This window comes from Streptomyces sp. SM10 (assembly GCF_002910915.1).
Taxonomy (GTDB): Bacteria; Actinomycetota; Actinomycetes; order Streptomycetales; family Streptomycetaceae; genus Streptomyces.
Map to the genome: position 1 here is coordinate 105,747 of NZ_NEUF01000048.1, position 21,636 is coordinate 127,382.

Sequence of the window (21,636 nt, forward strand, 5' to 3'; positions counted from 1 at the left end):
TCGCGGCACCCGGCCACCCGCACCCCGCTCCGTACCGCAGCTTCGAGGGACCACCGACCATGACCGCAGCCGAGCAGAACATCGTGCCGCGCCAGCCCCCGTCGTCCGGCTCCGCCGGCTCTCCGGGCGACGGCGACGGGACCCCTCCTCAGGACCGGCGCAGGACGATCCGCCGGCGGCTGATCACGCTGACGATCATCGTGCTGCTCATCGGTATCCCGGCCGGCTACCTGGTGATCTCCGCCGGCCAGAGCCGCCGCTCCGGCAAGGACAAGGAGTTCGAGGCCTCCGCCCAGGGGCTGCGCGAGGACTGGCCGTCCGGGATGCAGCGCAGGATCTTCGAACTGCCCATCCCGGGCAATGCGATCGGGGTCCAGTACTACGAGACGAACAACTGGAAAGCCAGCCGGATGTACGTGAAGTTCCGTACCACCTCCGCCGGCCTCGACCGCTTCCTCAGCGGTGTCGGCACCGGCCGGGCCGCGCTGGAGACCGGCAGGGTGACCATCGCCGAGCGGGACCTCAAGATCACCGGCTGGTACTTCGGACCGGGCGTCGACTGGGCGGGAACGGTCCACAAGAACAAGAAGCCGCGCCCCACCCAGAACATCACCGTCAACATGACCGACCCCGCGGCGCCCGTCGTCTACGTGGTGTCCGCGGCGACCCCCTGAGGGCCGCCGCGGGGTAGGTCCTCGGCGTACGCCGCTGCGCGGAGAAGTCGGGCGAGCCGCGGGAAGCGTGCGTGCCCTGCCGCGCCTCGTCCGAGCGGCGTGCGCGCCCGAAGGGCACCGCTGCCCGCGGTGCCCGAGCGCAGTCGCGGGCACGCCGGGCCCGCGGTGCGGCGGGCAGCCACGCGTGCGTGGAGACCCGCCCGGACGAATCCGCTCGGCCGGGTGCCGATCCGGCCCGGCACAGGGCCGCACCCTCGTCCGAGGCGACCGGTCGGCCCGGCTCGCTAGCATGCGCGGCATGGCCATCAAACTTGAGAACGTGGGCATCGCCGTTCGTGATCTCGAAGCGGCGATCTCCTTCTTCACCGACCTCGGCCTCACGGTCCTCGGCCGTGACACGGTCAGAGGGGAGTGGACCGACACGGCCGTCGGCCTCGACGGCAATCACGCCAACATCGCGATGCTGCAGACCCCGGACGGTCACGGGCGCCTCGAACTCTTCGAGTACATCCACCCCGAGGCGATCGAGACGGAGCCCACCCTGCCCAACGAGATCGGCATGCATCGCGTCGCCTTCTCGGTCGACGACATCGACGAAGCCCTGGAGACAGCGGCACGGCACGGATACCGTCCCCTCCGCGGCGTGGCGACCTACGAGGACATCTACAAGCTCACCTACCTCCGCGGTCCCAGCGGCATCCTCGTGATGCTGGCCGAGGAACTGAGGAAGGGCTGACGGCCGATCCTTCGACCCGGGGCGCGAACCGGGTGCGGGAGCGGAGCCCGCACGGCCCCTCTCTGCGGAACCTGGGGTCGCGCGCCCCCAGGGGCGGGGTCCGTGACGACGGGACGGCCGTGCGAAAGGCGACGGGGGCACAACCGCTCTGCGCGTAACGCCCCAGATCGCGGCGGAGAAACTCCTGCCAGAAGCGGTCCACGTCGTCCGGGGTGGCGCCGGTCTTGGAGGACCATATCCACACCGGCGGGGCATCCCGGTCCCTCGATAGATGCTTGACCTTTGGCCGCATCAACGTACTTTCGACCACAGGTAGTTCACCGGTGTGGTCGGATGGCGGGCCTGCGGGCGTGCTGGGCGCGGGGCAGGCATGGTTCGTCGACGCCTTGTACGCGACCACGCCGAGGTCGAAGATCGCGCAAAGGCGATCAAACGGGTCGGACTCGGGCTCCTGCCGTCCAAGCCTTGGCAGCTGAACGTTGCCTGGGTGCTGGCCGCGGCCCTCGCCGCCGATGTCGATGCCTGGACCCGGCTCCTCCTCCTGCGCGACGAGCTCGAACTCGCCGCCGCAGAACCGGAAACGATCCGCAAAGCTCTACCACCTGCCCGCCCGCCTCACCACACACGCCCGCGCGCGCGTCCTCTGGATCGGTCCTGGCCCTGGGCCAAGGCCTTCACCGCGGCCTGCCGGCACCTCACGGACCTCCCGGCCATCACCTGACGGCCGGCCCGACCCCGACGAAGACCAAGGCGGAGGACGCCCCGCACCACTCCCGGGCCCGTGGAAACCGGCGCAGCTCACCGGACAGCGATCACCGCTGAGGAATCGAGGGCGATGATCTGCGCACCGTGGCCCGCGGACCCCGGCGCAGGCGCGCCCTCCCGCTCGTCCGGCCGACGGCGACGGACGGATACCGGCCCGTCATTCCTTTTCGGCCAAATCTCGTCAGAAACTCCGAGCCAGCGGCCCCCTTTCCGGGGATTGCACGCCTGAGGGAGTGGCGAAAGGTGCACCTCGCAAGTGGTACGTGTATACATCAATCACCCTTTCGGGGCGGCGTCGAATACCCGCGCCTATCGTCACGTAAACGCCCTCCGGTGCACCTTTCGTCTGACCTCTCACCACCTTTGAGGTGCACTGCGGCGACATGTCCAACTTCGACATCTGCGCAGGTGGGGGTGCAATAACTCCACATAGCCCCAGGCGCGTTCACATAGGCTGCGCCTGCCTCTCCAGCATCCGGAGCGGCATGGAATGTCTGAGGTGATGTGTGTGCACGGCATGCGTAGATGGGGGCCGACGACAGCAGCACTGGCGCTGCTGGCCGGAGTCTTCCAAGGAATCACGGCTTCCCCGGCCGCGGCGGAGTCCGACTGCTTTCGGGACACGTGCTCGGGAAAGGACCCTATTGCGATGGGGTGCGACGAGGACGCCGAAATCCTTCAACAGGCGACTATGGCGGACGAGTCGGTCTCGGTACGGCTGCTCTGGTCGCCGATGTGTCAGGGCGTATGGGCAAAGGTCTCACGCGATCTCGATACGTCGCCCGCCTCCGTGTATCTGACACTGTGGACGACACGCGATCCCGACGGCGGTGTTCAGGCCGGTGACAGTCCGGGCGTGCTCGGCAGCGGCGTGGCAGGCGCCTACACCAAGATGCGGAACTGGAAGAAGACGACGGCGAAGGCGTGCTGGAACGACGTCGATACCGCGTTCGACCCCGTACCGACGAAATACACGATCCAGAGCCCCGCCAAGCAGAACGACTGGCCGGTCGACGCGAGCCTCGCGGTCCAGCACGGCAGCTGCACGGACTGGATGTGAGGAGCAACATGCGGAAAAAAAGACGTCTCATACGCCACTTGTCCATGAACCCGCTGGTCATCATGAGCGTGGTGGCGGCATCCGCCGCGCTGGTCCCGATGGCTTCCGCGGATCCCGCACCGGCCCCCACCGCCGCGGAGAACACGACGCGCATGTTCTCCGCGCCCGGCAAGGACCTGGGGGCGGACTACACCTCCTCGGCCGATGAGATCGTGCAGGCCACCGGCGACGCCGAGGGGCTGCACATCCTTTCGGCGCGGGAGAGCGACGGGTTCTCCTTCTACGAGATCGCCCGGCTCAAGCGCAAGGAACTGTCCGACGTCGGCCCGTGGACGGGCTACGTCTGCACCACCGGCTCGGGGGACTACGCGGCGGCGGTCTACGCCCCGTCGGTCTGGTCCAACAAGCCCGGTGCCTACGCGAGCGGCGCGTTCGCCGCGGTGATCCGCCTGTCGGACGGCAAGGTCACCGAGATTCCCGACGGAGTGCAGCTCGCCTACTTCTCGCCGGGCTGCGGTGCGGGCGACGACGTGGCGTTCACCTCCAGTTCCGCGACGGACACGTCGGACGGCCGGACCACGGTGATCTCGGTCGACGCGACCACCGGTTCGGTCTCCTCCCGCCGCACCGTCGACGGCTTCCTGACACACGTCACCCCCACCGGGAAAGGCGCCGTCGGCGTCCTCTCCGGCAACCTGGTCGACCTCAAGGACGACGGGAGGGCGAAGCTGTCCGCCCGCACGCTCTCCAAGGTGCCCGGCCCCATGTTCGCGCTGGCCGCCTCGGCGAACGGTGCCGTGGACATCGGCACGGTCGACGGCGGGAAGAGCGTCATCTCCCGCTTCGACGGCAAGAAGTTCACCGAGTTGGGCCGCGCGCCCAAGGGCAAGGTGAAGCTGCTGCGCGTGGCCAAGGGCGACGCGGTCGTCGGTGACGTGAAGGCCATCGACACCGGCAAGGCCCCAGGGCTCGCCAAGCACGCCGTGGACGGCCGGGTGGCCGGGATCTCGCGCCTCGGTCATCTGGTGACCCACTCGGTGTTCTCCGAACAGATGAAGGGCGTCACCGAGGGCGTCGGCTCGTCCCTGGCCAAGGGCGCCGGATCGCTCACCGTCAAGGCGACCGCGTTGAGGACGGGCACGAAGGCCACCACGCTCGTGGATGCCGACCGCAATCGGCCGAAGTCGGACACGACGCTGACGATGGGCCCGACCGCGTTCGCCATGTCCGATGACGACGATCCGCTCACCTGCGGTGAGGGCGCCCCCGAGACCCAGTGCCTGTCCGGGAACGGCGCTGCCGTCATCGGCAAGATCCCGCGCATGGAGACTCCCTGCATCGTCAAGCGCAACGACCCCAAGCGCCAGGCCCTCCAGGCCAGCGCCAACCAGGTCGAGTGGGCGGTCGACCAGGCGGTCCACGGCCAGCTGACCCTCTCGCGTCCGGCGGACTGGCACGACACCGGCCTCGGCGCCTACACCCCGCAGGGTCTGTTCCCCAAGCCGGTCCTGACCGGCGGAGGGGAGATTCCCGCGCAGGTCATGCTGGCCATCCTCGCCCAGGAGTCCAACTTCAAGCAGGCGTCCTGGCACTCCATGAACGGTGACTCGGGCAACGTCACCCGGTCCGACTGGCTCGGGAACGGGAACGGCATCCACGGCTACCCTGACGTGGCAGCGGCCGACTGCGGCTACGGCATCGCCCAGGTCACGACCGGCATGGACTCGGCATACCCGGACCAGCTGGACACTCTGCACGCGGGCGCCGTCACCACGGACTACGCGGCGAACATCGCCGCCGGTCTGCGTATCCTGGGCGAGAAGTGGAACCAGCTCAAGGGTCTGGGCATGAACGCCAACAGCGGCAGTGCGGCCTACATCGAGAACTGGTACATGGCGCTCTGGGGCTACAACTCCGGCGTCTACACCGTCGGGTCCAACGCCGGCCTGGGCTTCTTCAACAACCCGATCAACCCGAGCTATCCGGCGGACCGCGACCCGTTCCTGCGGTACAGCTACGACGACGCGTCCCGCCCCGGCGAGTGGAACTATCCCGAGAAGATCCTCGGCTGGGCGGAGAACCCCCAGCGGACCTGGAACAACGAAGAGTCCTACGTCCGGCCCGACATGCCGCTGTCCGTCCTCAAGACGCCCCCGTACGGCACCTTCTGTGACGCGTCCAACGCGTGCGACCCGGCCGCGGCCGACCCGTGCCCGAGCTGGAACAACCTGTGCTACTGGGGAGGGAGCGCGGAGTGGATCGGCTCGCAGAGCGGCAGCAACTCCAGCACCGAGAATCTCCGCTACTCGCCCGGCTCGTCGGAACCCGAGTTGAAGAGCAAGTACGACCACGGCAACTGTTTCGACTGGCCGAACGGCAATTCCAACGCCATCGTCATCGATGACCTCGGAGAGCACGAGGACACCTACGGCTGCGGGGACTTCGAGGGGGCCTGGGACGGCAAGTTCACCCTCCAGTCCGGTGACAACTTCACCATGCAGAGGGACGACAGCACCTACCGCGCGACCCCCTACATCGCCAACATCGACCTGCACCAGCTCGGCGCCGGGTACGACCACCACGTGTACTTCACACACAGCTACCCCTACGGGGAGATCTTCCACAAGGTCACCGGCCGGTGGCAGATCAACCCGAAGCTGCTTCCCTCCGGCGACCAGCCCGGCAATCGCTACCGGGTCTTCGTCCACCTGCCGAGCCACGGCGCCGAAGCGGCCATCGGGTACGACTTCATCCCGGGCGAGAACACAGCGGGCGCCGAGCCCGACCACTGCAGCATCAACCAGGGAACTCGCAGTGCGGGCGAGGAGACCTGGGTCGAGATGGGCACCTTCACCTTCTGGAAGGGCGGCCGGATCGAACTGGACAACATCCAGAAGGGTGCCACCGGAGACGACAACGTGGTGTTCGACGCGGTCGGCTTCATTCCGGCCACCTCCGCCGACCCCGGCATCTGCAGCCTCAACGACGGAGGCCTGTGATGCGCACCGCCCTCCGCGTCCCCGTCGTACTGATGGCGGTCGCCATCGGTGCGGCGGGTGCCGTCTCCTGTAGCCGGGACACCCCCGAGAAGACGGCGGCATCCGAGCGTCCGACGGCCGCGGCGCCCAAGGCCGCAGCCACGCCGTCCGGCACGCCGGCCGAGACGCCGACCGTGACACCTGCCACCGACTTGCCGAAGCACGCGGTGGCCGGAAAAGACCGGCCCAGCATCAGTGCGGGGGTCACGATGGCCGTCGGGTACACCGGGAAGGACTTTCTCTCCCGGCTCGCGAAGGACTGGAAGCTGAACCTGGACAAACCCGTCAAGCAGGAAATGCCCAACGGGAAGATGAGAACGTACATCCACGGACGCGGCGGAACAGGAAGCGGCACCGCAACGACGGTGTCAGCCGGATTCGCCGACCACACGAACCTGTCGTCCCTGCTGTGCGGGACCGGCACGGACAAGTCCGGCGCTCTCGACTTCCTCGCGGCCTGCACCGAGCTGGACGTGGCGGGAATCGATCACGCCAAGGCGTCCTCCTGGCTCAAACAGGCCAAGAGGGAAACCGACTCCCTGTACAAGGAGCGGGCTGCCGAGACCAAGAACAAGAAGGAGTACGTCGTCAGCGGAGTATTCACCTCGGGCCCCGTGGTGATGCTCCTGCACCGGACGTACGACACGTATTCGCTGCGCATCCTCGGACACGCGGCGGCCTAGCAAGCCCATGACCGGAAGCGAGAGGCCCTGCCGGCCGCGGCAGGGCCTCTCGCCCCGCGCAGGCACGCGATCTGGAATCCGGGTGCCGGTGACCCGGCCGAATCGCCCCTCTCGACAGAATGAGGAATCATGCGCGCCGCACAACGCGTTCTCGTCCGCCTCGTCGCCCCGGCGGCAACCGTCCTCCTCGCCACGCTCGGCGCCGCTCCCGTGGCCTCGGCGACGCCCGCGCGGACCTCGGCCGAGGTCTGCGACAACATATGCGTCGACGGGGTGCGCGCGGCCACCCACGACGGCTACGACCGCGTCGTCTTCGATCTGGGCACAGGCACCCTGCCGGAGGTCACCGTCAACCAGAGCACGAGCCCGGGCTACGGACTGCCGAGCGGCGAGACGGCGAACCTGGCCACCACCGGCAGTTCGTACCTGTTCGCCGACCTCCACCCGGCCCGCACCGGCGACTACACGGACACCAACCCGATCGTGAAGCCGTTCGCCCTGCCCACGGTCAAGGCCGTCCAGTACCTCTACGAACTGCACTCTCAGCCGTCCTTCGGTATCACGCTCGACGGCCCGGTCTCTCACTACGACGTCTTCACCCTGACCGCCCCGAACCGCGTGGTCATCGACATCTACCGGTAGTCCCCGGGGCCTTCCGCCGGTTCCTCCGGCAGGGCGGGGCACGTGTCGAGCCGACTGCGGTGCACGGCCGTTGTGTCGTTCAGTGGGGAGGGAATCTCGTATCGGTAGCAGACCGCTTCCGGGCTGTAGCCGACGACGACACGGATGGTGGAGCGTTCACGCACGGCACTCCACCGCCCGCCGGCCGCGTACGCGATCTCGGCATCGGTGAGGGTCCCGTCCTCTACTGCCCTCTTCAACCGGTACTCGGTAAGGCCGGACTTCTTGCCGAGCAGTTCCTCGGGCGGTGGGTCCGGCCTTTCGAAGAAGCCGGTGACGGCCACGGCGGTGGCGACGCAGACGGCGACGAAGCCGAGGACCACCGCGGATATGGCCAGGGCCGCGCACCCGGTCCCACGGGACCGGGTGCGCGTAGTGGGTTCCTGTGTCATCGGGTCAGGATCCCGTATATCCGATCTCGCTGAGGCGCTTGTTCATGACATCGGCGTAGCCGGTGGTGCCGGCGTTCTTGGGGTGGAAGGACTCGCGGCTGATGCACCGGCCGCCGGAGATGCCCCAGAGGCAGGAAGCCGGTTGGGACGCGGGGTCGCCGTCGTGGAAGTCACCGTCGCCGTTGGGGCCGATGACGATCTTGTTGATCCACTCGGGGTCGTCGCATCCGCCGTGGCCGACGAAGGCGCTGACCGGGTCGGCGTATTCGATCTTGAGACCGGACTTGGTACGAAGCTCGTCCACCACCTTCTTCTGCTCGGCGTTGGCGTAGTTGACCAGCTCGGCCAGGGCCTCGACCTCGGGCATGTCGATGTACCAGGAACCGGCGCACTTGACCGTGCGGCTGAGGAGTTCGGGATACCCCATCAGGACGATCTGGGCTTTGTCCGCCTTGGCGGCGATCTTCACCAGAACTTCACGGAGGTCGGGGGTCATCCGGTTGACGATGGCCTTCTTCTCGGCCATGAAGGAGTCGGAGACGCAGCTGGTGATGCTGCTGCACTCCTGCATGGCGCCCGCGAAGCCGCCCTCGTCGTTTCCGCCGAGGGTCAGCATCACGAGTGTGGTGTCGCTGCTCAGGACCCCTGAGTCGACCTGGAGCACTTCGTTGAACTGCCCCTCCTTGTGCTTCTGCGGAACGCTGCCGGAGGGGACGGTGGCCACGTTCTTCGTCATGGCGCCGGAACAGGCCGCGAAGCCGAGTTCCACGTCGTAGCCCCAGCCGTCACTGTCCGCGCCGACCGACTCGGTCATGCCCGGCAGAGTGATCTTGCGGCCCCAGGCGTTGTCGCTGCGGCGGCAGCCGTTCCACTCCGACGTTCCGTGGTCCTTGTCGCTCTCGAAGGAGTAGTCACCGGCGCCCTCACCGGAGCTGTACGAGTCACCGAGCACGGCGACCATGTGCTTGGGCTTGCCGCCCAGCGGCTGGAAGGCGACCGCGTCCCAGGCGATGTCCTCGCTGCCGGTGCCGTCGAGGGTGGCGTTCGACAGCCGGACGCGCGGCTTGCCGTTGACGTTGTAGGCGCCGATCGACACCCACTCGTTCTTGCCGCGCTTCTGGCCGATGGTGCGGTTCCGGGAGAAGGTGCCGTTGCCCGTGTCGATCTCGTATCTCGCCTGCTGGGTGTGGGCCCCGTGGTCGGGCAGGTGCACCATGATGCGGACCCACTCGTTCATCTCGTAACCCAGCGACCAGGTGCCCGTGGTGAGCAGGCGCGCCCCGTCGGCGTCAGTGGCCTTACGGGTGTGCGAGAACCAGAAGTGGTTGTCGTACGCCGCGCCGATCTGGTGCAGGTCGATCTTCCCGGAGTCGGTCGCGAAGTCGAAGCCGAACGATCCGGCCGAGGAGACATTGCCGCAGCTGCGCAGATCCGATCCGGCCGGACGCGTACCGTCGGGCAGGTTGTCGACCACGTACGTGCCGGACGGGATGTCGGGTGTGCAGCGCGGCGGGTAGGCGTTGCCGTCGGGCTGTTCCGGATACGTGTCGTTGAAGCGGTGGACAGGGTTGCCGCACTGGGCGCCGTCGTCGCAGTCCTTCCACTTGACGTCCTTGTTCCACCAGCAGTAAAGGCGGATCGACGAGTTGGGGTCGTCCAGCTCACAGGCGCCCTGGCCCTGGTCGTTGGAGTCGCCGTCGCCGATCTTGCCGGGGTTGCAGTTGTTCGAGGAGTCGCAGAACAGGTCCTCGGCCGGCTTGGCACCGGTGCGCAGGGTGTCGCTGTTCCACCAGGCGGCCCGGTAGCCCGCCTGCATGTCGCCGGGGGCGAACATCGCGGAGATGGGACGGGCTGCCCAGCCGATGACCTTCTCCTGGTACGGCCAGTCCTGCGGGTGCGCGGCGTGCGAGTAGTCGTCCTTGTGCTCGGAGTCCTCCAGGAACGGGGTGCGGTTGGCCTTCCACAGAGGGTTGGCCGGGTTGTTGGTCCAGCCCACCCCCCACTTGCCGCCGTTCTGGGACGCCTCGGACTGGGGATGGAATCCGGCGTTGTACGCCCACAGGGCGAACGTCCAGTTCTCGATGTACTTCGGGTTGCCCTCGTTGACGAGCATCCCGGCGTTGTAGGTGTCGTTCCACTTGCCGACAAGGATGTTCACGCCGGCGGCGATGTTGGCGGTGTAGTCGAGCGCAACCGCCTCCTGCTGCGTGGTGGTCAGCGGCAGCTCGTCCTTCTTCTCCTTGCCGTGCATCCTCATGCCGTCGGTGACCTGGGTGATGCCGTAGCCGCAGTCGGCCTCGGTGAAGTCGATCTTCCACGGATCGCTCTGCTCGCCGTCGGGGGCGTACTCGATGCCGTAGTAGTTGCCGATCAGCGGATTGGCGGTGACGCCGGGCACGGCGTAGCGGGTCGCCTGCCACATGTTGGACTCCTGCGCGGTGATGCCGAGCATCACCTGCGCGGGGATGTGGTAGTCCTCGTCGTCACCGGGATCGCCGGCCATCGATGCCAGCGGGAACAGGCTCTGCGGCCGGTAGCCGGCCATGCCCGTGCCCTTCCAGTCGGGCGCGCGGGAGATGTGCTTGTTCAGGTTGCCGGTGACAGCTTGGTCCACGGCCCACTCGACCTGCCGGGGCGTGGGCTGGAACGCCTGCTTGCGGGGGTCGCCGCGCGGCACCGAGCAGTAGCGGTCCGCGTCCACCGGGCTCTCGGCCGCGGCACGCGGGGCTATGGCGGCCGGCTTCGGTTCGGGCAGCGTCGGCGAGGTGCTGGTGCCTGCCGCCATGGCCTTCTCGCCGCCCAGCATCTCACCCGCGGGCAGCGCGTCCAGGGTCACGGACGTGTCCGTGGACAGCACATGCACGTCGGTACGGACCGTGCGCGCGGTCAGCGCTTCGTCGGGGCGGATGCGCGAGTCCTTGCCGTCGGCCCACCGTGAGGTGACGGCCGCCTTCCCTGACGTCGATACGGTGGCGTCCTTGTCGATGCCCGCCACGTGCTTGACCGTGCCCGGCAGAACCCCCCGGACCTGGGCCTCGCCGGTGACGAAGACCGTCCCCGACGCGGCACGCGCCAGGTCGAGGCCCGCCATGTCCCCGGACGCGAGAACGCCGGGAACTCTGCCGCCCTTGCCCGTGCCCGCGCTGATCTGCTGGGCGGACACGCGGCGCACAGCGCCCTGGGCCTGCTTGCCCTGGTCGGCGGCGCGGTCCAGGAACACCACCCCGCCGTCCGCGTCCGGCTTGAGCTGGAAGGGCACGGCCACCGTCTCGCTGACGGTGTGCACCGACCCGTCGGCGTCGGCCCTGGCCAGGCTCGATCCGCGCGCGGCCACGATGTCCCGGCCGACCGGGACGGCCGAGGTGACCTGGCCGTTCAGGGTCAGCGCCTTGCCGACGGCGCCCCGCGCGCTGTCCACCCGGATCAGCCGCGTCTCGTTGCGCTCCGAGTCGTCGTCGGTGAACTGGGAGAACACGGCGTCCTCATCCGTACCGCAGCCGGGTGAGAAGTAGCCGAGCGTCGCCTGGAACGGCAGCTTGGTGACCTTGCCGCTGGTCAGGTCGACCACGGCGGCGAAGGCGCCGCGTGTCATCATCTCCGGCTTGTTCGTGAACGTCCGGGGCGCGTACGCGACAGCCGCGCGCTTTCCGGAGGCGGTCACGCAGACGTTGCCGATCCAGGTGTCGGTGTCGAAACCCGGTTCGGACAGCGTCGCCGCGGTCTTCCACCGGTAGCCGTCCTTCGCGACGGCAGTCAGGACGTGGAAGCCCGTGCCGTCGCCCGACGACGTCCAGATCCGGTCCGCCGAGTCCTGGTATCCGTCGCCCAGCACAGCACTCCGGCTGCTGGCGGGCACCACCGACGGGCGGAGGTCCGTCACCTCGGTGCCGCCGGCCGCGGACCAGCCCTCGGCAGCGCTCGCGGGCACGGGCTCGGCGGCGGACGCCGGCGCCTGGAGCAGCCCCATCCCCGTGGCGCACACGGCCAGGCCGATGACGGCTCTGCTCCTGCGGCGTATTCGGTGTCTGTGCTTCGGCATGTGGCTCCTCCGAGTGGTGGGATATCCGGCCGGACCCTATGCAGTCACCTCGCGCGGTGGTCCTCCCCTGATCAGCCGTGGCTGCTTTTCGGGGCCCTCCGAGGGACGGGGCCGAAGCCCGCGGGGCCGCCACCTGCCGGGCTCCCGGAGCAGTTGTTCACAGCGTTGACAAATAGGGGAGATGGAATGGCTGATTCTGCCTGTCACGGGGAACGTCGTGACCCCTCGTTCGGCACGACGCCGACAGGGCCGGCCACCTGTTGCGGCCGGCCGTCGACCTGTGTGGGCAGGCGGGGGAGGATGGTCCCTATCACGGAGAGGACGCGCTATGAACAGCACCCCTTCGCCGGACGGAACCCAGGACCTTCACGTCCTGTGGCAAAGACTTGAGAGCTGGTTGCGGACCAACGCCCCGTCGTGGCGAGGACGGTCTCCTTCCGCCCGTCCGCGCGGACGAGCTTGTTCCCGTGACCGGCGACGATCCCGTGCCGGGTCGGAACCGCCGACGTGACCTGACCGGGGAGGTCAACCGGTTCGGACTCCTTGCCCGTCACCGCGTCGACGGTGATCAGACGGGTCCTCTGCTCCTTGCCGGCCAGCACGTGGAATTCCGTGCCGGCACCGGAGGTGGAGAGGGCCATGCCCTTGGACGGGGTGTACGCGCCGCCGAGCAGCTCGGCTCGCGCGAGCTGCCTCACGTACCTGGCGGCCAAGGGTGTGCCCGACCAATGGCTCGCTCGTCGGGCCGGGCACAGCGACGTCCGCACGACGAAGCGCTGGTACGTGAAGCCGAATGTGACGATCTACGGCCGGCCGCGGGTACGTGGGGAGAACGGGCGAGCGCCCCAGCCCCCGCTCACGAAGCGAATGTGAGATGTGGGAGCGTGAGCGGGTGAGCGAGAAGAACCTTGAAACCCTGCAATACCGCTTTGACGGGCCGGAAGACGCCCCGGTCCTCGTCCTGGGGCCCTCCCTCGGTGTTACATGGCACATGTGGGACCGCCAGATACCCGAGCTGTCCAAGCACTGGCGGATCTTCCGCTACGACCTGCCGGGGCACGGCGGAGCCCCCGCGTACCCCGCCGCAGCGGTCAGCGACCTCGCCGACCGCCTCCTCGCCACGCTGGACAGCGTCGGCGTCCAGCGCTTCGGCTACGCTGGCTGCTCCATCGGCGGCGCCGTCGGCGCCGACCTCGCGCTGCGCCACCCGCACCGGGTCGCGGCCCTGGCGCTCGTCGCCGCGTCGCCGCGCTTCGGCACCGCGGACGAATTCCGGCAGCGCGGGGTGGTGGTCCGCAGCAACGGCCTGGAGCCGATCGCCCGCACCTCCCCGGAGCGCTGGTTCACCCCCGGCTTCGCCGCCGCCCAGCCGGCCATCGTCGAGTGGGCCGTCCAGATGGTCCGCACCACCGACCCGGGCTGCTACATCGCCTCCTGCGAGGCTCTGGCCGCCTTCGACATCCGTACGGAACTGCCCCGCATCGGTGTGCCGACCCTCGTCCTGGTCGGCGCCGAGGACAAGGTCACCGGCCCCGCGGAGGCCCGGACCCTGGTCGCGGGCATCCCGGACGCCCGGCTCGCCCTCGTCCCCGGCGCCTCCCACCTGGCCCCGGTCGAGCAGCCTGCCGCCGTCACCGACCTGCTGCTCATGCACTTCTCGACCACGTGGCAGGACACCCTCGCGTCGATCCCCGTACCGCCGTCCCCGGGTTTCGCGGCCCCCTTCGCCCCGGTCGTCCCCGTCGCCGAGATCACGGCCGCAGTCGAGCTGCCCGACGCTTCCCCCACAGGACGCAGCGACCGGTACGAGCGGGGGATGAAGGTCCGGCGGGAGGTGCTGGGCGACGCCCACGTGGATGCCGCGTCGGCCGGGTCCGACGCCTTCACCGGAGACTTCCAGGAACTCCTCACCCGCTACGCCTGGGGCGAGATCTGGACCCGGGAGGGCCTCGACCGCCGGTCACGCAGCTGCGTGACCCTCACCGCGGTCGTCGCCTCCGGTCACCTGGGGAGCCTCGCCCAGCACATCAGGGCGGCCCTGCGCAACGGACTCAGTCCCGTCGAGATCAAGGAGGTGCTGCTGCAGACCGCCGTCTACTGCGGCGTCCCGGCGGCGGGTGCGGCGTTCGAGATCGCGCAGTCCGTGATCCAGGAGGAAACCACCCCTCCCGCGTAGCAGGATGGTGGCATGAACGCTTCGCCTCTCACGCTCACGAAGAAGACCCACTCCTGCGTCCGCCTGGAGCGGTACGGGCAGTCGCTCGTCATCGACCCCGGCGGATTCACCGAGGACGACGCCGCGGTCGGTGCCGACGCGATCCTGGTGACCCACGAACACCCCGACCACTTCGACGAGGCACGGCTGCGCGCAGGCCTGGACGCCAACCCGGCCGCGCAGGTGTGGACCCTGCGGAGCGTGGCCGAGCGGCTGTCCACCGCTTTCCCGGGGCGCGTGCACACGGTCGGCCACGGCGACACCTTCACCGCCGCCGGGTTCGACGTCCAGGTGCACGGCGAACTGCACGCGGTGATCCACCCGGACATCCCACGGATCACCAACATCGGCTTCCTGGTGGACGGTTCCGTCTTCCACCCGGGCGACGCGCTCACGGTGCCCGACCACCCCGTGGACACGCTGATGCTGCCGGTCATGGCCCCCTGGAGCAAGCTCTCGGAGGTCGTCGACTACGTGCGCGAGGTGAAGCCGCGCCGTGCGATCGACATCCACGACGCCCTGCTCACCGATCTCGCACGCCCGATCTACGACACGCAGATCGGCGCCCTGGGCGGGACGGACCACGGCCGGCTGACACCGGGTGACGCGACCCGTCTCTGACCTCGCTGTCAGTGGGAGCGGATAGGTTTGCTGCATGCGCATCGCCACCTGGAACGTCAATTCGATCACCGCCCGGCTTCCGAGGCTGCTGGCCTGGCTGGAGAGCAGCGGCACCGACGTGCTGTGTCTCCAGGAGACCAAGTGCACCCTCGAACAGTTCCCCGCCGACGCGCTGCGTGAGGCGGGATACGAGTCCGCGGTCAACGCAACGGGCCGGTGGAACGGCGTGGCGCTCCTCTCCCGCGTCGGCCTCACGGACGTCGTGACGGGCCTGCCCGGCGGCCCGGAGTACGAGGGGGTGCAGGAGCCCAGGGCGGTCTCGGCGACCTGCGGGGGTGCGCGCGTCTGGTCCGTCTACGTACCCAACGGCCGGGAGGTCGAGCACGACCACTACGCCTACAAGCTGCGCTGGCTGGAGGCACTGCGCCAGGCCGTCGCCGGAGACGCGGCGGGGTCGCTTCCCTTCGCGGTCCTCGGTGACTTCAACATCGCGCCGACGGACGAGGACGTCTGGGACCGGACGGTCTTCGAGGGCGCCACGCACGTGACCCCCGAGGAGCGGGCCGCGCTCGCCGCACTGCGTGAGGGAGGGCTCTCCGACGTGGTGCCGCGCCCGCTGAAGTACGACCACCCGTACACCTACTGGGACTACCGCCAGCTCAGCTTCCCGAAGAACAAGGGCATGCGCATCGACCTCGTCTACGGCAACGCCCCCTTCCAGGCGGGTGTCAAGGACAGCTACGTCGACCGCGAGGAGCGCAAGGGCAAGGGCGCCTCGGACCACGCCCCGGTGGTCGTGGACCTGGACGTCTGAAGGGGAGGAGGAAGCCGGACCTCCCGCACTGTCAACTTCGGGTTGACGCCCTTCGGGTGTCAACCTAAGGTTGCCGCATGACCGAGCCTCTGCGTATCGCTCCTCTCATCCGCCTCGACGACCTCATCGAGGCGATCAGGAACACCCACCCCGACGCACTGGACCAGCTCTCCGGGGCCGTGGTCGCCGCGGATCACCTGGGCGAGGTGGCCGACCACCTCATCGGCCACTTCGTCGACCAGGCGCGCCGCTCGGGCGCGTCCTGGACGGACATCGGGCGGAGCATGGGCGTCACGCGGCAGGCGGCCCAGAAGAGGTTCGTCCCCAGGAAGCCCGGCGAGTCATCGGACCTGGATCGCAGCCAGGGCTTCGGCCGTTTCGACGAAGAGGCCAGGAACGTCGTCGTCGGCGCGAACAACGAGGCGCACGCCGCCCGTAACGACGAGGTGGGTGTCGCGCACCTCGCCCTCGGCCTCATGGCCGAGCCGGACTCCGTCGGTGCGCGGGTGGTCGCCGGGCAGGGCGTGTCACCGGCGGCGCTCCGGGAGGCGGCGACGCTCACCCTGCCGGCCGCGGCCGGCGAGGTCCCCGAGCTGATCCCGTACGACGCGGGAGCCCGCAAGGTCCTGGAACTCACCTTCAGGGAGGCCCTGCGTCTGGGGCACGACCACATCGGGTCCGGGCACATCCTGCTCGCCCTGCTGGAGTTCGAAGGGGGCGCGGGAGTGCTCACGGGACTGAGCGTCGACAAGGCGGCGGCGTCGTCCGCCGTCGCCGCGGAGGTCGCCCGCGAAATGAGGAAGCAGGCTCCGGGCGCAGAGAGCTAGAGTGGCCGTCGAGCGCCCGGTGCGCAGGTGACGGATACTTCTTTCTGCAAAAAAGAGGACCCAGGTTCGAATCCTGGCGGTCCGGCTCCGGCCGGGCTGTGGTGCAGCGGCCCAGCATCTTGTCTCCGTCACCGACTTCGATCTCGGGCGCTCGTGCGCTGCCGATGCCGCCCCGGCCCGGGCGGCATCGCGCGTTCCACGGTCCGTCAGTGGACCGAGAAGCCGCCGTCGACGAACAGTGACTGCCCGGTGACGTAGGAGGAGGCGGCGCTCGCCAGGAACACCGCGGCGCCCGCGAAGTCCTCGGCCACCCCGTTGCGTCCGGCCATCGTGCGGGCGGCCAGCGCGGCCACCCGCTCCGGATCGGACGAAAGGCGCTCGTTGAGCGGCGTCATCACGAAACCGGGCACCAGGGTGTTGCAGGTGACGCCGTACGGCGACCAGGCCTCGGCCTGGGAGCGCGCCAGTGACTCCAGCGCACCCTTGGACACTCCGTAGGCACCGCTCTGCACGAACGCCCGGTGCGCCTGCTGGGAGGTGATGTGGATGATCCGGCCGAATCCGCGCTCGGCCATCCCCGGGCCGAACCTCCGGCCCAGCAGATAGGGCGCCTTGAGGTTCACCGTCATCGTGGTGTCCCAGACGTCCTCGTCCAGCTCGCTCATGTGTGGACGCAGGTTGATCCCCGCGCAGTTGACGAGGATGTCGGGCTCGCCGAACGCGGCCGCCGCCTCCTCGCCGGCCCCGCGCACCCCCTCGCCGGTGCCGAGGTCCGCGCTCACCCGGGCCGCCCGGCAGCCCTCGGCGGTGAGTTCGTCCACGGTCCGCACCAGTTCCGCCTCCCTGCGTGCCACGACCACCACCTTCGCCCCGGCGCGCGCCAGTGCCCGGGTGATGCCGAGGCCGATGCCGGAGCTGCCGCCGGTCACCACGGCGACGCGGCCTTCCAGCGAGAAGAGTTCGGAGAGGTAGTTCCGCGAAGTCATCCCCGTACCCTAGAGAGATGGCCTGAACATGTACGGCGTGGGTCCCGGAATCGGTACGGTCGCGCGCCCTGCGATACGGAACGCTCCCGGGGTGGGATCCTGGTGGTATGAACATCTCCTTCCTGGACAACTGGCGCAAGCGCATGGGCGGTACACGGGAGACGGCACTCGCGGCCGCTGTCGAGACCGATCCGGACGGCGTGGCCGAGTTGTTCGCGGAATGTGAGTTGCTGCGCGCCCGCGCAGGCCAGTGCGGCCTCGAACTCGACGACACTCCCGCCTCGTTGTCCGCGCTCGACCAGCTGCCGCCGATCTGGCGGGACGACCCGGAGGAGCTGCCCTGGGTGGGCAACGACGCCGGGCTCTACCTCGGCACCGTTCTGGTGCGCACCGTCGGCGGGGCTGTCTGGGACATCCTCGCGGGCGGGAGGCCGGTGGTGCGCCTGGCCTCCGGGCGCGAGATCGACGTGGTCGCCGCCGGTCTGGACTGGGCGATGTCGGGCAGCCCCGAGCTCTCCGAGATGTACGCGGAGTCGGCGGAGAGCGGCCCCGAGGCCAAAACGCGATAAACAGCCTTATGTCCCGCCGGTGCGTGTCGCCCCCGGCGAGTGTGCCCACCCCGGATAGTTTGCGCTGACCTCGACACAAAGCGATAAGTGGGTAGGGCAGCGTATGGCCGTCGATCCGTTGATCGAGCTGCGGGACGTCAACAAGTACTTCGGGACCTTGCACGTACTGCAGGACATCAATCTCACCGTCGGCCGCGGGGAGGTGGTGGTGGTCATCGGCCCCTCCGGATCGGGTAAATCAACGCTCTGCCGGACCATCAACCGACTCGAGACGATCGAGTCCGGCCACATCGCCATCGACGGGAAGCCGCTCCCCGAGGAAGGGAAGGGGCTCGCGGAGCTCCGGGCCGAAGTGGGCATGGTCTTCCAGTCGTTCAACCTCTTCGCCCACAAGACCGTCCTGGCGAACGTCTCGCTCGCCCAGCTCAAGGTCCGGGGGCGCAAGAAGGACGAGGCCGACCAGCGTTCCCGGGAACTGCTGGAGCGGGTCGGGCTCGCCTCGCAGGCGGACAAGCTCCCCGCCCAGCTCTCCGGCGGCCAGCAGCAGCGCGTCGCCATCGCCCGCGCCCTCGCCATGGACCCCAAAGCACTCCTCTTCGACGAGCCCACCTCCGCGCTCGACCCGGAGATGATCAACGAGGTCCTCGAGGTCATGCAGCAACTCGCCCGCGAGGGCATGACCATGGTGGTCGTCACGCACGAGATGGGCTTCGCCCGGTCCGCCGCGAACCGCGTGGTCTTCATGTCCGACGGACGCATCGTGGAGGACCGCACCCCGGAGGACTTCTTCACCGCCCCGGAGAGCGATCGCGCCAAGGACTTCCTGTCCAAGATCCTCAAGCACTGACAGGGGGCACCGTGTTGCGTACGAAGAACATCGCGGCCCTGCTGGCCTGTCTCCTGATCGCCGCGCTGGCCACCGGCTGCGGCAGGGAGGGCAGCCCGCCGGTCAAGGGGCCGAAGGCCGGAGAGCTGCCCCGGTACACGGTCGACACCGCCTTCCGGCTGCCCGGGTCGAAGACCTGGAAGAAGGCGAAGAAGCGCGGCTACCTCATCGTCGGCGCCAAGGAGGACCAGCCCTACCTCGGGGAGAAGGACCCCGCGACGGGCGTCTACTCCGGCTTCGACATCGAGATCGCCCGCATGACGGCGGCTTCCCTCGGCTTCGAGCCGGACACGATCCGCTTCCGGACCATCGCCTCCGCCAACCGGGAGACGGCGCTCCAGAACGGGCAGATCGACTACTACGTCGGCACCTACACGATCAACGACATGCGCAAGAAGCTCGTCGGCTTCGCCGGGCCCTACTACATGGCCGGGCAGGGACTGCTGGTGCGCACGGACGAGAAGGACATCAACGGCCCGCAGGACCTGGCGGGCAAGACCGTCTGCTCGGCCGCCGGCTCGACGCCGTACCAGCGCATCGCCGCCGACTACCCCGAGGCGGAGCTCGTCGCCTATGACACGTACTCGATCTGTGTCGACAACCTGCTGACCTTCCAGGTCGACGCCGTCACCACGGACGACGCCATCCTGCTGGGCTTCGCGGCCAAGGCGCCGGACGAGATGAAGGTCGTCGGCAAGCCCTTCTCCGAGGAGCCGTACGGAATCGGTGTCCCGCGGAGCGACAACGCCCTGCGCCTCGCGCTCGACGACGCGCTGGAGGCCAACGAGAAGAACGGCAACTGGAAGAAGGCGTTCGAAGCGACCCTCGGCCTCTCCGGAGTGCCTGCGCCGACACCGCCGCCCATCGACCGCTACCCGGCGAACTGAGGGGCCGGCCACCACCATGGACGTACTGACAGACAACTTCTCGCTCTACGGCAAGGGCTTCCTCGGCACCCTGGAACTCACCGTCTACGCCTCGATCCTGGCGCTGGTGCTCGGCTTCGTCATGGCGTCCTTCCGCGTCGCGCCCGTCGGCTCCCTCCGGGTGATCGGCACGGTCTGGGTCGCGGTCCTCCGCAACACCCCGCTGACGCTGCTGTTCTTCGCCGTGCTCCTCGGCCTGCCGCGCTTCGGCCTGGTCCTGCCCTTCCAGGTCTTCGCTGTCCTCGCGCTCGGCTGCTACACCTCGGCCTTCATCTGCGAGGCCCTGCGCTCGGGCATCAACACCGTGCCCACGGGGCAGGGCGAAGCCGCCCGAAGCCTCGGGATGTCGTTCAGCCAGACCCTGGGCAACGTGGTCCTGCCCCAGGCCTTCCGGTCCGTGATCCCGCCGGTCGGGTCGACGCTCATCGCCCTCGCCAAGAACTCCGCGATCGCGGGGGCCTTCAGCGTCACCGAGCTCCTCGGGACGTACAAGCCGCTCAACGAACTCGGCTACAGCATCATCTGGTCCTTCGTCTGGATCGCCGTCGGATATCTGATCATCACCCTCGCCATCAGCGCGCTCTTCAACATCCTGGAGAAGCGCTGGGGAGTCGCCCGATGAACCGCACCACCGCCTCCGCCACCGCGCTCTACGACATCCCGGGGCCCGCGACCCGTAAGCGGCACTTCCTCTACGGGATCATCTCGACCGTCGTGATCCTCGCGCTGTTCGGCTGGATCCTCTATCTGCTCTTCGACACCGATCAGTTCACCAGCGAGAAGTGGGCCCCCTTCACGTACAAGGGCATCCAGGAACTGCTGCTGCGCGGGCTCGGCAACACGCTCAAGGCCTTCGCCTACGCCGCTGTTCTCTCCCTCGCCCTCGGGGCGGTGCTCGCCGTCGGCCGGCTGTCCGACCACAGGCCGGTGCGCTGGATCGCGACGCTGCTGGTCGAGTTCTTCCGGGCGATGCCCGTGCTGGTGATGATCTTCTTCATCTTCGTCGCGCTCAAGGTCCAGCCGCTGCCTGCGCTGGTGGCCGGACTGACCCTCTACAACGGGTCCGTGCTCGCTGAGGTCTTCCGTACCGGCATCAACTCCGTGGAGCGGGGGCAGCGCGAGGCGGCCTACGCCCTCGGTCTGCGCAAGACGCAGGTCACCACCCATGTCCTGGCCCCGCAGGCCGTCCGGGCGATGTTGCCCACCATCATCAGCCAGCTGGTGGTGGCCCTCAAGGACACGTCCCTGGGCTATCTGATCACCTACGAGGAGTTCCTCCACGCGGGGAAGCTGATCGCGTCGAATCTCGACTACGGTCTGCCGTTCATCCCCGTGGTCATGGTGATCTCACCCATCTACATCGGGATGTGCATGTTGCTCTCCTGGTGCGCCACCTGGGTGGCCAGACGGCAGCGGCGCAATCCGAAGACGGAGGGTACGGGAGTCGGCGCGGCCGAGCCGGGGTCCGTACTGCCGGGCCGCCTGCGGTAGCCGCCGTCGCGTCCGCCCGGCAGCAGCCGGTGATCACTCCCGTACCGCACAAGCGGAGCGCGGCCGAGCCGCGCCCGGCGGGGGAGAAGGTCAGCTGTGTGCCGGCCGGATCGTGGCCCTGGAGAGTGAGGGGGCGTTACCGAACAGTCCGCCGGAACATGGCGGTTCCACGTCGTCCCGGCAGACGACGAGGGGCCGCCATGTTCGCGTTCCGCACGTCGCGGACCGTCCTT

Annotated in this window: 20 protein-coding genes, 1 tRNA gene and 1 pseudogene; 17 read left to right on the forward strand and 5 right to left on the reverse strand. The window is 68.8% G+C overall.

Features of this window, described 5'->3' with window-relative positions; translation table 11 throughout:
• The first annotated feature begins 59 nt into the window (after positions 1 to 59).
• Both B9S57_RS05590 and B9S57_RS05595 read left to right on the forward strand, forming a co-directional pair.
• On the forward strand, positions 60 to 674 hold the full coding sequence (locus B9S57_RS05590; protein ID WP_103514399.1) for a hypothetical protein: 615 nt from the start codon (positions 60 to 62) through the stop codon (positions 672 to 674).
• A 298-nt stretch (positions 675 to 972) separates the two neighbouring features.
• On the forward strand, positions 973 to 1,410 hold the full coding sequence (locus tag B9S57_RS05595) for a VOC family protein (protein ID WP_103514400.1): 438 nt from the start codon (positions 973 to 975) through the stop codon (positions 1,408 to 1,410).
• Positions 1,411 to 1,579: 169 nt separating this feature from the next.
• On the opposite strand, the pseudogene B9S57_RS36180 reads toward B9S57_RS05595, so the two are convergent.
• Positions 1,580 to 1,741: pseudogene (locus tag B9S57_RS36180) on the reverse strand (transposase); the annotation flags it as partial.
• Positions 1,742 to 1,780: 39 nt separating this feature from the next.
• Between B9S57_RS36180 and B9S57_RS05605 the strand changes: the two are divergent.
• The 5 genes from B9S57_RS05605 (at position 1,781) to B9S57_RS05625 (ending at position 7,598) form a co-directional block, all read left to right on the forward strand.
• Positions 1,781 to 2,131 carry a hypothetical protein gene (locus B9S57_RS05605; protein WP_181011240.1) on the forward strand — a complete coding sequence of 117 codons (351 nt, stop codon included), beginning with the start codon at positions 1,781 to 1,783 and terminating at the stop codon, positions 2,129 to 2,131.
• A gap of 561 nt (positions 2,132 to 2,692) precedes the next feature.
• Positions 2,693 to 3,235 (forward strand): YjfA family protein, encoded by a 543-nt coding sequence (locus B9S57_RS05610; protein WP_258036249.1) that lies wholly within the window; start codon positions 2,693 to 2,695, stop codon positions 3,233 to 3,235.
• A gap of 44 nt (positions 3,236 to 3,279) precedes the next feature.
• Positions 3,280 to 6,234, forward strand: coding sequence for a transglycosylase SLT domain-containing protein (locus B9S57_RS05615; protein WP_103514404.1), 2,955 nt, complete (start codon positions 3,280 to 3,282; stop codon positions 6,232 to 6,234).
• Positions 6,234 to 6,956, forward strand: coding sequence for a hypothetical protein (locus B9S57_RS05620; protein ID WP_103514405.1), 723 nt, complete (start codon positions 6,234 to 6,236; stop codon positions 6,954 to 6,956). The genes B9S57_RS05615 and B9S57_RS05620 overlap by 1 nt, the downstream gene beginning before the upstream one ends.
• Before the next feature lie 129 nt (positions 6,957 to 7,085).
• On the forward strand, positions 7,086 to 7,598 hold the full coding sequence (locus B9S57_RS05625) for a hypothetical protein (protein WP_103514406.1): 513 nt from the start codon (positions 7,086 to 7,088) through the stop codon (positions 7,596 to 7,598).
• Here B9S57_RS05625 and B9S57_RS05630 read toward each other — a convergent pair.
• The 3 genes from B9S57_RS05630 to B9S57_RS05640 all read right to left on the reverse strand — a co-directional run bounded on the left by B9S57_RS05630 (position 7,589) and on the right by B9S57_RS05640 (position 12,766).
• Positions 7,589 to 8,029 (reverse strand): hypothetical protein, encoded by a 441-nt coding sequence (locus B9S57_RS05630; protein WP_146057715.1) that lies wholly within the window; start codon positions 8,027 to 8,029, stop codon positions 7,589 to 7,591. The two genes, B9S57_RS05625 and B9S57_RS05630, sit on opposite strands and share 10 nt — an antisense overlap.
• Positions 8,030 to 8,033: 4 nt before the next feature.
• Positions 8,034 to 12,068, reverse strand: a complete 4,035-nt coding sequence (locus B9S57_RS05635; RefSeq protein WP_107499016.1) for an SGNH/GDSL hydrolase family protein — start codon at positions 12,066 to 12,068, stop codon at positions 8,034 to 8,036.
• A 326-nt stretch (positions 12,069 to 12,394) separates the two neighbouring features.
• Entirely contained in the window at positions 12,395 to 12,766 is a 372-nt protein-coding gene (locus tag B9S57_RS05640; RefSeq protein WP_181011252.1) for a hypothetical protein, read from the reverse strand.
• Positions 12,767 to 12,942: 176 nt separating this feature from the next.
• On the opposite strand from B9S57_RS05640, the gene pcaC reads away from it, so the two are divergent.
• The 5 genes from pcaC (at position 12,943) to B9S57_RS34345 (ending at position 16,630) form a co-directional block, all read left to right on the forward strand.
• On the forward strand, positions 12,943 to 14,244 hold the full coding sequence (gene pcaC, locus B9S57_RS05650; protein WP_103514410.1) for a 4-carboxymuconolactone decarboxylase: 1,302 nt from the start codon (positions 12,943 to 12,945) through the stop codon (positions 14,242 to 14,244).
• A gap of 12 nt (positions 14,245 to 14,256) precedes the next feature.
• On the forward strand, positions 14,257 to 14,904 hold the full coding sequence (locus B9S57_RS05655; protein WP_103514411.1) for an MBL fold metallo-hydrolase: 648 nt from the start codon (positions 14,257 to 14,259) through the stop codon (positions 14,902 to 14,904).
• Between the two features lie 34 nt (positions 14,905 to 14,938).
• A complete protein-coding gene (locus tag B9S57_RS05660) occupies positions 14,939 to 15,718 on the forward strand; it encodes an exodeoxyribonuclease III (RefSeq protein WP_103514412.1) in 780 nt (259 codons plus the stop codon).
• Positions 15,719 to 15,795: 77 nt separating this feature from the next.
• Positions 15,796 to 16,545 carry a Clp protease N-terminal domain-containing protein gene (locus tag B9S57_RS05665; RefSeq protein ID WP_103514413.1) on the forward strand — a complete coding sequence of 250 codons (750 nt, stop codon included), beginning with the start codon at positions 15,796 to 15,798 and terminating at the stop codon, positions 16,543 to 16,545.
• Position 16,546: 1 nt separating this feature from the next.
• Positions 16,547 to 16,630, forward strand: a tRNA-Cys gene (locus B9S57_RS34345).
• Between the two features lie 121 nt (positions 16,631 to 16,751).
• On the opposite strand, the gene B9S57_RS05670 is transcribed toward B9S57_RS34345, so the two are convergent.
• Complete coding sequence (locus B9S57_RS05670; RefSeq protein ID WP_103514414.1) at positions 16,752 to 17,531, reverse strand: SDR family NAD(P)-dependent oxidoreductase; 780 nt, start codon at positions 17,529 to 17,531, stop codon at positions 16,752 to 16,754.
• A 107-nt stretch (positions 17,532 to 17,638) separates the two neighbouring features.
• Here B9S57_RS05670 and B9S57_RS05675 point away from each other — a divergent pair, with 107 nt between their 5' ends.
• The 5 genes from B9S57_RS05675 (at position 17,639) to B9S57_RS05695 (ending at position 21,403) form a co-directional block, all read left to right on the forward strand.
• Positions 17,639 to 18,100 (forward strand): DUF6278 family protein, encoded by a 462-nt coding sequence (locus B9S57_RS05675; RefSeq protein WP_103514415.1) that lies wholly within the window; start codon positions 17,639 to 17,641, stop codon positions 18,098 to 18,100.
• Positions 18,101 to 18,203: 103 nt separating this feature from the next.
• Positions 18,204 to 18,947, forward strand: coding sequence for an amino acid ABC transporter ATP-binding protein (locus tag B9S57_RS05680; RefSeq protein WP_103514416.1), 744 nt, complete (start codon positions 18,204 to 18,206; stop codon positions 18,945 to 18,947).
• Positions 18,948 to 18,958: 11 nt separating this feature from the next.
• Positions 18,959 to 19,873, forward strand: coding sequence for a glutamate ABC transporter substrate-binding protein (locus B9S57_RS05685; RefSeq protein ID WP_103514417.1), 915 nt, complete (start codon positions 18,959 to 18,961; stop codon positions 19,871 to 19,873).
• Between the two features lie 16 nt (positions 19,874 to 19,889).
• Positions 19,890 to 20,534: an amino acid ABC transporter permease gene (locus B9S57_RS05690; protein ID WP_103514418.1), complete on the forward strand. Its 645-nt coding sequence runs from the start codon at positions 19,890 to 19,892 to the stop codon at positions 20,532 to 20,534.
• Positions 20,531 to 21,403: an amino acid ABC transporter permease gene (locus tag B9S57_RS05695; protein ID WP_103514419.1), complete on the forward strand. Its 873-nt coding sequence runs from the start codon at positions 20,531 to 20,533 to the stop codon at positions 21,401 to 21,403. Before B9S57_RS05690 ends, B9S57_RS05695 begins: the two co-directional genes overlap by 4 nt.
• Positions 21,404 to 21,636: the final 233 nt, after the last annotated feature.

Coding starts and splice junctions, on each gene's coding strand:
- B9S57_RS05675 (WP_103514415.1), top strand. CDS start 17,639: ATGAACATCTCCTTCCTGGACAACTGGCGCAAGCGCATGGGCGGTACA.
- B9S57_RS05595 (WP_103514400.1), top strand. CDS start 973: ATGGCCATCAAACTTGAGAACGTGGGCATCGCCGTTCGTGATCTCGAA.
- B9S57_RS05590 (WP_103514399.1), top strand. CDS start 60: ATGACCGCAGCCGAGCAGAACATCGTGCCGCGCCAGCCCCCGTCGTCC.
- B9S57_RS05670 (WP_103514414.1), bottom strand. CDS start 17,531: ATGACTTCGCGGAACTACCTCTCCGAACTCTTCTCGCTGGAAGGCCGC.
- B9S57_RS05635 (WP_107499016.1), bottom strand. CDS start 12,068: ATGCCGAAGCACAGACACCGAATACGCCGCAGGAGCAGAGCCGTCATC.
- B9S57_RS05630 (WP_146057715.1), bottom strand. CDS start 8,029: ATGACACAGGAACCCACTACGCGCACCCGGTCCCGTGGGACCGGGTGC.
- B9S57_RS05690 (WP_103514418.1), top strand. CDS start 19,890: ATGGACGTACTGACAGACAACTTCTCGCTCTACGGCAAGGGCTTCCTC.
- B9S57_RS05655 (WP_103514411.1), top strand. CDS start 14,257: ATGAACGCTTCGCCTCTCACGCTCACGAAGAAGACCCACTCCTGCGTC.
- B9S57_RS05660 (WP_103514412.1), top strand. CDS start 14,939: ATGCGCATCGCCACCTGGAACGTCAATTCGATCACCGCCCGGCTTCCG.
- B9S57_RS05665 (WP_103514413.1), top strand. CDS start 15,796: ATGACCGAGCCTCTGCGTATCGCTCCTCTCATCCGCCTCGACGACCTC.
- pcaC (WP_103514410.1), top strand. CDS start 12,943: ATGTGGGAGCGTGAGCGGGTGAGCGAGAAGAACCTTGAAACCCTGCAA.
- B9S57_RS05680 (WP_103514416.1), top strand. CDS start 18,204: ATGGCCGTCGATCCGTTGATCGAGCTGCGGGACGTCAACAAGTACTTC.
- B9S57_RS05695 (WP_103514419.1), top strand. CDS start 20,531: ATGAACCGCACCACCGCCTCCGCCACCGCGCTCTACGACATCCCGGGG.
- B9S57_RS05610 (WP_258036249.1), top strand. CDS start 2,693: ATGCGTAGATGGGGGCCGACGACAGCAGCACTGGCGCTGCTGGCCGGA.
- B9S57_RS05615 (WP_103514404.1), top strand. CDS start 3,280: ATGAACCCGCTGGTCATCATGAGCGTGGTGGCGGCATCCGCCGCGCTG.
- B9S57_RS05625 (WP_103514406.1), top strand. CDS start 7,086: ATGCGCGCCGCACAACGCGTTCTCGTCCGCCTCGTCGCCCCGGCGGCA.
- B9S57_RS05605 (WP_181011240.1), top strand. CDS start 1,781: ATGGTTCGTCGACGCCTTGTACGCGACCACGCCGAGGTCGAAGATCGC.
- B9S57_RS05620 (WP_103514405.1), top strand. CDS start 6,234: ATGCGCACCGCCCTCCGCGTCCCCGTCGTACTGATGGCGGTCGCCATC.